Annotated in this window: 3 protein-coding genes; 2 read left to right on the top strand and 1 reads right to left on the bottom strand. The window is 66.9% G+C overall.

Annotated features, from left to right (window positions below; translation table 11 throughout):
* The coding region (locus tag AC097L_RS23510) for an SDR family oxidoreductase (RefSeq protein ID WP_479589157.1) at nucleotides 1-310 on the top strand (310 nt) is incomplete at its 5' end.
* Nucleotides 311-461: 151 nt separating this feature from the next.
* Nucleotides 462-980: a hypothetical protein gene (locus AC097L_RS23505; protein ID WP_479589156.1), complete on the top strand. Its 519-nt coding sequence runs from the start codon at nucleotides 462-464 to the stop codon at nucleotides 978-980.
* A 12-nt stretch (nucleotides 981-992) separates the two neighbouring features.
* On the opposite strand, the gene AC097L_RS23500 is transcribed toward AC097L_RS23505, so the two are convergent.
* On the bottom strand, nucleotides 993-1,811 hold an 819-nt coding region (locus AC097L_RS23500; RefSeq protein WP_479589155.1), incomplete at its 5' end, for a diguanylate cyclase domain-containing protein.

Genomic DNA, 1,811 nt, shown 5'->3' with positions numbered 1-1,811 from the left:
AGCCATCGCCGCCGCCAAAGGCGGCATCGAAGCCCTGGCCCGCAGCGCAGCAGCCACATACGCCCCGCTAGGCCTGCGCGTCAACGTAGTGGCCCCCGGCATGACCGACACCCCCATGACCGCCAGCATGCTGCGCATGGACGCGATGCGCGAAGGCGCGGGCAAGCAATATCCGCTGGGCGGCGTGCAAACCGCTGTGCAGGTAGCGGATGCCATGGCCTGGCTGCTGAGCGACGGCGCGGCACGGATTACGGGGCAGGTGATTGCGGTGGATGGTGGATTCACCACCGTGCGGCCGCTGGTGAAGTAGGTGGGGTGGCTGGCAGGTTTGCTATTGGATAAATAGCTGCTCACGCTTATGGAATGGGCGGTGGGGGCATTTTTCGCTTAAATCATTGGGGCGAACGGTGTACGCACCAACAGCGTCAAAGGGAGCACACCGCATGTACCATGCAAGGCCCATGCGCATCTTCACCGCCCTCGCCCTCCTGGCACTGTCAACCACCCTGCACGCCCAGGTCTACCGCTGTGGCAACACCTACAGCAGCGCACCCTGCGCGGGTGGTCGGTCTGTAGACACCTCGCCAGCGCTGAGCGCGCAGGGCGGCGCTGCGGGCACCACAACGCTATACCTGTGCCAAGGCTACGGTGGTGGGCAGTTCTGGGCGCAGGAGCATTGCAGCCAGCGCAGTGCCCTGGTCGAGCGCATGGAATCCGTGCCCTCGGGGATGCCGTTTGACCAGCAGGTGCAAATGGCCCAAAACCAACGCGCGAAAAGTGCAGCGCTGGCAGCCCCACCCGAGCCAACCACCCGCATCGAGTCCTACACGCCGAGCAAGGCATCCCAGTGCACCGCCCTGGACGCGCGCATCCGCTACCTGGACCAACTGGCCCGCGCCGGGGGGAACGCGTCCCATATGGACCAGATCGCCACCGACCGCAAGCAGTCGCGCGACCAGCAGTTCCGGATGCGTTGCTGAAGCCCCCCAAACTCAGCACGTCAGCGGCTTGTCGCAAGCCGGGCTCCACACCTGCACCTGGTTTTTCCCCGCCCGCTTGGCGCTGTACATGGCCATGTCGGCATACTGCGTGAGGGTCTCTACCGTGTGAGCGTGCAGGGGGAACAGGGCCACGCCGATGCTGCCGGAGATGTGCGCTGGCCCCTGTGGCAGGTCAAACACTTCGCCCAGGCTGGCGACCAGCGCCTGGGCGATGCGTACGGCGGCCTCAGGACTGGTGATCTCGGGCATGACCACGGCGAACTCGTCGCCGCCCATGCGGGCGACGGTGTCGCTGTCGCGGATACGGCCCTTCAGGCGCTGCGCCACCTGTTGCAACAAGGCATCGCCCGCCGCGTGGCCCAGGCGGTCGTTCACCGATTTGAAACCGTCCAGGTCCAGCCAGAGCATGGCGACGCCGCTGTCGTGGCGCTTGGCCAGGCTCATGGCCTGCGCGCAGCGGTCCCAGAACAGGTTGCGGTTGGGCAGGCTGGTGAGGGTGTCGTGGTGGGCCAGGGTCCACAGGCGCTCGTCCTGCGCGCGGCGCGCGGTGGAATCGGTCAGCACCATGATGGCACCGGCCGGGCTGCTGTCGGCATGGCGCAGGTGGATCCAGTAGGCGGCGCACCACAGGTTGCTGGTGTCCAGGCGAAACTCCAGCCACTGCACCTGGTGGCTGTGGCGGTGGTGGGTCCAGGCGTGTTCGACGCGGCTGCGGTCCTCGGGGTGCACAAACTCCAGAAAGTGGCGGCCCTGCGCCTGCTCGGGCGTGCAGGCCGTGAGGGCGCGGCCATTGACGTTGAGGTAGCGGCA

The sequence above is a fragment of the Rhodoferax sp. RT5P35 genome, from assembly GCF_056521385.1.
This window is presented reverse-complemented; position numbering and strand designations above follow the sequence as displayed.

Coding starts and splice junctions, on each gene's coding strand:
- AC097L_RS23505 (WP_479589156.1), top strand. CDS start 462: ATGCGCATCTTCACCGCCCTCGCCCTCCTGGCACTGTCAACCACCCTG.